We start from the raw sequence: 7,645 nt of genomic DNA, 5'->3' as shown, positions 1-7,645 counted from the left end.
CCGAGGTGCCCTACGACCAGGTCTTCGAGATGGAGGACATCAACGGCGAGTTCGGCCAGGCCGACGTGGCCATCATCCTGGGCGCCAACGACGTGGTGAACCCGGCCGCACTACAAAAGGGCAGCCCCATCTACGGCATGCCGATCCTGGAGGCCTACAAGGCCAAGACCGTGATCGTGAACAAGCGCTCGATGGCCGCGGGTTATGCGGGGCTGGACAACGAGCTGTTCTACATGGACAAGACCATGATGGTCTTCGGCGACGCCAAGAAGGTCGTGGAGGACATGGTCAAGGCCGTGGAGTGAGCCAGGGTCCTTTCTGTGCAGGCCCCCGCTGCACGGAAATCAAAAGGCCGCCCCAGGGGCGGCCTTTCTTTCGTTTTGCCTGCCGTGCGCGACTTCAGGGTGACGGCGTGAAGATGATGTCCACCCAGTAGTTCGTTGCCTGGGACGACGAGTTCGGGAAGCGCACCGTCGTGCCTCCGGTGATGAACACGCCGTTGCCGCCGCTTTCGCCATCACGCAGCAATTGGACCGGGCCCGAGGTCACGCCCGAGTTGGCAAAGTAGTTGGCGTCTGCCGCATAACGGCCTCGTGGCGCACGGTACGAGGCCACGTAGACGGTGTTGGCCGTAACGGCGACCGGCACGAGGAAGTTCACTTGCTGCCAGCCTGAACCCGTCTCGTTCACGAAGGGCGTGCTGGCCAGCAGCGTGCCGGAGGAGCTCCAGAGCGCAGCCGTGTGTGTGCCGGTGTTACCCGTGCCCTTGTAGAAGCGGATGCCGGTGATGTAGCCGTTCTGGGTGACGCGGAACTTCACGCCCAGATTGGTAACAGTCGTGCTCGACACACTGGCCACGGTCGGCGTCGCAGAGGCGGGGAAGGCGGAGCACGGGCACACCGCGCTTCCCACCGTCACGCTGCGGCTGGCGGGCGTGGACTGGATGTTGCCGCTGTCATCCACCGCGCGCGCCAGGATCGTGGCCGGGCCGCTGACGGTCGGAGTCCAGGTGTAGCTCCAGGTGGCGCGGCCGCTGGCTGGATGCCAGGTGGCGCCGTTGTCGGTGGACACCTCCACCGCGCCCACCACGCCGCCGCCGGCGTCGCTGGCCGTGCCGCTGATGCTCACGCTGCTGTTGGCCGGCACGCTGGCGCCGGCCGCCGGCGCGGTGATGACGGCCGCGGGCGCCGCCGTGTCGGTGGAGGCCGTGGCCGCCACCAGCAGCGACTGCAGCGTCGCGGGCTGCACGCCCATGTCGGCGAACAGGTTCACCGTGGCTTGCTGCATGCGCGCATCCACCGCCGTGCCGGGCCGGTTGTGGTTGGCATCCAGGCCCCAGGACCACTGGATGGTGCCCGCGCCAAACACCAGCGCGCCGCTTGGGTGCCGGTACAGCGTCAGGTAGTGCGTGACGGTGCCGCTGCCGTAGGTTGACCCATAGTCGAGCAGCGCACCGCTGCTGCTGATGGTGGTCTGCGACAGCCGGATGAGCCCAGGCGGGCGCGCGCCGTTGTCCAGGTCCGAATCCCACTCGTAGCCCAGCACACCGCTGGGAAGCGTGGCGCTCTGGCCCGTGCCCAGCGTGGCCACCGAGGTGTTGCGCCAGAAGCGCATGCGCCCCTCGGCCTGCGGCACCGTGATGGAGTACGACGTGCCGGTGTCGTTGTTCATGAAGATCGTGCCCGTGAGCGCGTTCTCCGGGCGACCGCCGTCGTAAGGCGGCGAGAAGCGCGGATCGCGCCAGGTGCCGGTCCACACCGGGGCCGGGTCGATCTTGGCGTTGGCGTGTGTCTCCTTGTAGGACACCAGCGTGCGGTACGGCGTGTTGTTGCCGTCGATGCTGTTTTCCCAGCGCGTCTTCCAGAACACCTCGTTGCCGCTGAAGAAGGCCAGGCTCACGCCGGCGTCGCGCGCGGCCTCGACGTTGCTGCGCTGCGCAGCGGACCAGTACTCGTCGTGCCCCACCGACAGGAACACCTTGTGGTTGCGCAGCAGACTGCCGCTGCGGTCGGTGTCGATGCCGCTGATGTAGCTCAGGTCGTAGCCGTTGGCCTCCAGCCAGCGCACCATGGGGTACTCGGCGTGGAACAGCCAGTCCTGGCCCCCGTCCACTCCACCGGTGATGAAGGGGCGGTTGTAGCTGAGCTTGTAGGAGCGGCCCGCGCCGGTGTTGAGCCCGCCGCTGTAGAAGCTGCCGCCGCCGTAGGTGTTGTAGGCCTGCCAGGTGGTGTCGGAGGTCTGGAACACCATGGCGGAGGTGCTGGCGTCGTCGCGCACGATGAACACGATGTGGCTGGCGCCCCCCGTGTCGGCACGCACCAGGCGCGCGATGTAGATGCCCGAGACGGCATTGGCCGGCACCGTCCAGGAGCCCGAGACGGCCCAGTTGCCGCAGTCCACCAGCCCCGTGGCGGACTGCGTCAGGCAGGCGGGCTGGCTCTGCGGCAGCGTGGCCGAGGGGTTCACGCTGGTGATCTTGCGTGCGCCGCGCCCGCCGTAGTAGCCCAGCCGGTAGATGTCGAAGCGGTAGTTGCTGGCGTTGGTATCGACCTTGAAGTTGATGGTGCCGCCGCGGTTGACGCTCATCTGCGTCGCGAAGCCCTGGATGCTGCTGTCGCCGGCGCCGCTGATGTCCCACTCCGAGGGCAGGTTCCCGGTCAGCGCTGGCGTTGGTGTCCACTTTGAAGCTGATGGTGCCGCCGCGGTTGACACTCATCTGCGTCGCGAAGCCCTGGATGCTGCTGTCGCCGGCGCCGCTGATGTCCCACTCCGAGGGCAGGTTCCCGGTCAGCGCTGGCGTTGGTGTCCACTTTGAAGCTGATGGTGCCGCCGCGGTTGACACTCATCTGCGTCGCGAAGCCCTGGATGCTGCTGTCGCCGGCGCCGCTGATGTCCCACTCCGAGGGCAGGTTCCCGGTCAGGCAGTTCTCCTGCACGATGGGGTTGGCCGGCGAGGCGCAGCCCCCGGTGGCCGCGGCCGCGGTGGTAAAGCTCCACGAGGCGGAGTTGGCCAGCGCGTTGCCCGCGAGGTCCTTGACGCGTGGATCGGTACCCCCACCCCGCACGGTGGCCGTGTAGGCGGTGGAGGTTGCCAGCGACGCGTTGGGAACGAGCGTGGCGGTGCGGCTGGCCGCGTCGTAGCTCACGGTGGCGGCCACCGCCGTGCCGGCCGGGTTGCGCAGCTCGAAGGTGCTGCTGCCCACGGAGGACGGGTCCACCGCCTCGCTGAAGGTGGCGGTGACGCTGCTGGTCGTGGACACGCCCGTGGCGGCGTTGGCCGGCGAGGTGCCGGTCACCGTCGGCGCGGTGGTGTCGGGCCCAGTCGGCGCGGGCGAGAACGCCACGTCCACCCAGTAGTTGCTGGCTTGATAGGTCTGCGACGGGAAGCTGGAGCTGCTGCCGTAGGCGTAGACGCCGTTGCCGCCGCTCACGCCGTTTTGCAGCAGGTGCACCGGGGCGTTGTCCACGCCCTTGGTGGAAAAGAAGTTGTTGTCGCCCGCGTAGCGGCCGTTCGGTGCGTAGTACGAGGCCACGTACACCGTGTTGGCGCTCACCGGCACCGGCGTGGAGAAATTCACCTGCTGCCAGCCCGTGGCCGTCTCGCTGGTGAAGGGCGCTGTGGCCAGCCGCGTACCGCTGAGGCTCCAGAGGTTGCCGATGTGCGTGCCGGTGTTGCCCGTGCCCTTGTAGAAGCGCACGCCGGTGATGAAGCCGTCGACGTCCACCCGGAACTTGACCCCCAGCTCCACCGCGCCGGGGTCGTTGACCGAGGCGCTGGTGGGCGTGGCGGTGCTGCTCCAGGCGTTGCAGGGGCAGCTGCCAGCGGTGGAGGCCGCCACGGTGGTGAAGCTCCACGTCACGCTGGAGGCCATCGGGTTGCCCGAGGCGTCCTTGATGCGCGGGTCACTGGTGCCGCCGCGCAGCGTGGCGGTGTAGGTGGTGGAACCCGACAGCGCCGTGATGGGCGTCAGGGTCGCGGTGCGCGTGGTGGGGTCGTAGCTGACGTTGGCCGCGACCGTGGCGTTGGCGGCGTTGCGCAGCTCGAAGGTGCTGGTGTTGAGCGTCGTGGCGTCCAGCGCGTCGTTGAAGACGGCCTTGACGGTGGAGAACAGGCTCACGCCCGTGGCGCCCGCAGCCGGGGTGGTGGACGACACCGTGGGGCCCGCCACGTCGGCCGCGTACGTGGCGACGTAGCTGCCGGAATCAGCGTTGAAGAACGCGTACTCCACGCCCTTGACGACCTTGACGGAGAAGGCCACGGCGCTGCCGCCGCGCGTGAGGCCGGTGAGCACGTTGCTGCCCGAGCGCCGCGGCAGCATGCCTTGCAGCCCGTTGGCCGCGGGGCTGCGGGAGACGTTGAAGCTGAGCGCGCTGCCGCTCCAGCTCATGGCGCTGAAGGCCGAGGTGTTGCGCGCGTCGAGCCAGGTCAGCATCTGGCGTGCAGACACGACCGGCACGCCGCGCGCCTTGGCCGAGGCCACGACGGCCGTGGCCTCGTCGGTGATGGACTGGTCGGTGTGGGCATTGACGGTGTAGGCACCGTAGTAGCCCTCGGCACCGAGAGCGCGGTCGAGCAGCTGGTTGACGGTCAGCGGGTAGCTCTGGCCCGACTCGTCGGTCATCTGCGTGGCGGCCTGGTACACGTCGATGAAGGCGCCGTCCAGGCGCATGAAACGCATGGGCATGGCCGAACCGGTGAAGATGCCGGGCACGTCGGCCACCCAGCCCGGCGGCCAGAAGTAGTAGCTGGTGTCCAGCCGCATGCCGTACTTGGCCTGCACCTGCGCGCCGCTGCTCCAGTCGCTCCAGACGATGCAATGGTGGCGCTGCGTTATCGGCGCGGGAATGGTGTTGTACTTGCTCTGCCAGGGGCCGAGCTGCTCGCTATAGGTGCCGTCCAGGCTTTGCGGTGTGAAGTCGTCGCAGCGCGTGGAAACGTGCAGGCTGATTTCGAATCCCTCGGAGTCGTACTGCGCCGCCTGAGTGGCACTCAGTGCGGTGTCCGTGTAGACATACGAAGTGCCGCGGATGCATTCCCAGTTCGTCACCGAGCAGCCCGGCGTGCTCTGCGACTTGAAGTAGTCGAAACGCCCGGGCGTGCCGCCGTTGGCGTGGTCGTCGCCCGTCATGATGACCACGGCCTTGTGGCCGTTGGGGAAGTACCAGAAGCGCGGCAGCGGCTTGCGCGCGAGGTTCATGTAGGTGATGAGGTTGGCCAGCAGCCGCTGCTGCTCGTCGGCCTGCGGAATGGCCACCTTGCTCAGGTCCACCCAGTCGGCCTTGGGGTCCGCGGCGGCGTTGCCGTAGAACTTGTCATCCGAGCGGATGGGCGCCAGGCCGTCGCGCTCCTGCGCGGCCCACGCGGGGTTGCCCTGGCGCGTGTACACCACCGAGGTGGCCAGGTCGTAGGTGAAGGCCGCGGCCTTGCCCGAGCCCACGCTGCGCAGCGTCACGGCCGGGTTGGCGGTGGCTGCCGAGGCGCTGCTGTAGAGCGTGGCCAGTGCGGTGGCGCCGCTCAAGGTGTAGCGATCAGCGCTGCCGTGGAACTGCATGGTCTGGCTGACGATGCCGTTGCCCACGGGGTTGGCGGTATCCACCAGCAAGTAGCCGTTGGCGAGCTGGGCCCCCGTGCTGGTCAGGCCCAGCAGTGGCGCGAGGCCACTGCCGGGCGCCATGGCGATGAGGTTGCCGCCGGCGTTGACCCAGTCAGAGAGCATCGTGACCTGCGCGGCGCTGAGCGACGTCTTGGCCAGGATCACCACGTCGTAGGCGGACAGCGTGGCAGCGCTGACCGAGCCGACCTCGGCCACGGCGAAGGCATTGAAGCCCTCGTTGCGCAGGATCTCGGCGTAGTAGGTGCCGAAGTTGCTGTTGCCCGAGGTCAGCACCAGGATCGGTCCGCCAGGCCCCTGGGCAGGATCAGCCGCCAGCGCCGGGCGCGTCCATGACGCCAGCACCAGCAGCCAGCCCAGCAGCAGCAGGACCAGCCAGCCCCGAACGCTCCGCGCGCAAACTCCCTCACGCTGCAACATCGCGGTACTCCTCAAGCCTTATTGGCGCTGCGGGCGCGGACACACGCCAGGGCCCGCTGCGGGATACGAGAGACGGAGCGCAGGATCCGGTTGCGCTCTCTACGGCCTACTTGCCGATGCCGCTGGCGACGTTCCAGCGCACGAAACGGTTGTCGTCGCTGCCGGCAAAGAGCAGGTTCTTGTTCTTACCGCCGAACACCAGCGAATTGACGGGGGAGCCGGAGGCGGTGAGCTGCTTGTCCAGCATGCCCGTGGCCGCGTTCCAGACCATGATCTGGCCATCCTCCCCGCCGCTGGCCAGGGTGTTGCCGTCCGGGCTGAAGGCGATGCTGCGCGCGGGCTTCTTGTGGCCTTCGAAGGCCTTGGTGCGCACGCCGCTGTCCAGGTCCCACATCAGCACCTGGCCATCCGCGCCGGCGCTGGCCAGCACCTTGCCACCGGGGTGGAATGCGATGGCGTAAACCTCGTCGGCATGGCCGCGCAGCGTGTGGATGAGCTTGCCCGTGCCCACCTTCCACACCAGGATGCGCGCCTCCGCATCGGCGCTGGCGAGCAAGGTACCGTCCGGGCTGAAGGCCACCGAATTCACAAAGCCGGTGTGGCCCGACAGGATCCTGGCGAGCTTGCCCGTGGCGCTGTTCCAAAGCATGACGCGCGTTTCGTCGCCGGCCGTGGCAATGAGCGCGCCATTGGGACTCTGCGCAATGGTCCGGATGGGATGCTCGTGACCATGCAGCGTGTAAAGCTTGTTGGCCGAGGCGATGTTGTAGACATGCACATCGCTGTCGCGGCCCACCACGCCCAGGTATTTGCCGTTGTTGCTGAAGGCGACGCCTGCCGCCACGGTATCGAGCTTGGCGCTGAACTTCTCGACGTCCACCAGACTGCCTGCGTCCAGGACCCGAACCGTGCCGTCGGCGCGACTTACGGCCACTGAGGAACCGTCGGGCGACAGGCTCACGGCGGTAATGCCCTTCTTCGTGTAGCGGCGCAGAACCTTGCGCAAGGCCTGCGGCTTTTCGTCGTTCACCGCCGCCGCCGCTGCCGTCTCGATGGCAGGAGACGCACTGGCGGTCGTGCCGGACGAACGCGCCTCTTCACCGCCGCCGCAGCCGGCCAGCACGGCACATGCCAGCGCGAATGCCGAAACCGTGCTGGCTTGTCCGAATCCATGCAGTCTGAAATTCATGCCCACCCTCCACGACCTGGACAACCCATATCCAGGCACACAACTGGAATTCATCTCGACGCCCATATCACGCGATATGTGCGTCACCCGGAAAACCTGTTTTAAATGATGCAGACGATTTCAGTAGGACTTACGCAACGAGCACCATCCGCACCGCCGGGCTGCGCAGCTCGGCTCTTAGATAGTTGGACAGCATCTCGCGTTTGAGCTGATAGAGTGTTTTCCCGACCTGTCGCGCCTGAGCTGCCAAGCAATCCCAAACCAGCACGGCACAAGCAATATGGTTGCGCTGCATCCGGCCGCGCCGGCACTGGCATTTTTCCGCTCCAGTGAGCTGCTTGAATTCGCGATGAAACTGCTCAATCTTCCAACGCATGCCGCACGCTTCTTGTGTTGCATCCGTGGAATCCTGAGATAGATCGTT

General features: G+C 67.2%; 4 protein-coding genes and 1 pseudogene. 1 reads left to right on the top strand and 4 read right to left on the bottom strand.

From position 1 onward, the window contains the following. Window positions 1–305, top strand: a 305-nt coding sequence (locus H537_RS0137070; protein WP_211235146.1) for an NAD(P)(+) transhydrogenase (Re/Si-specific) subunit beta, incomplete at its 5' end; no start/stop codon positions are given. A gap of 94 nt (window positions 306–399) precedes the next feature. On the opposite strand, the gene H537_RS47865 is transcribed toward H537_RS0137070, so the two are convergent. The 4 genes and pseudogenes from H537_RS47865 to H537_RS0137050 form a co-directional block, all read right to left on the bottom strand. Beyond that, window positions 400–2,586, bottom strand: a complete 2,187-nt coding sequence (locus H537_RS47865; RefSeq protein ID WP_051244528.1) for a DUF4082 domain-containing protein — start codon at window positions 2,584–2,586, stop codon at window positions 400–402. 71 nt (window positions 2,587–2,657) lie between these two features. Further along, a complete protein-coding gene (locus H537_RS50110) occupies window positions 2,658–6,032 on the bottom strand; it encodes a DUF4082 domain-containing protein (protein WP_051244526.1) in 3,375 nt (1,124 codons plus the stop codon). A 106-nt stretch (window positions 6,033–6,138) separates the two neighbouring features. After that, window positions 6,139–7,221, bottom strand: coding sequence for a WD40 repeat domain-containing protein (locus tag H537_RS47855; protein ID WP_029001894.1), 1,083 nt, complete (start codon window positions 7,219–7,221; stop codon window positions 6,139–6,141). Window positions 7,222–7,351: 130 nt separating this feature from the next. Then, window positions 7,352–7,645 (bottom strand): annotated as a pseudogene (locus tag H537_RS0137050) (IS701 family transposase); the annotation flags it as partial.

The organism is Azohydromonas australica DSM 1124, from assembly GCF_000430725.1.
GTDB classification, from domain to species: Bacteria; Pseudomonadota; Gammaproteobacteria; order Burkholderiales; family Burkholderiaceae_C; genus Azohydromonas; species Azohydromonas australica.
Note: the sequence above shows the minus strand (reverse complement) of the source record. Positions and strands in the feature narration are given on the sequence as shown.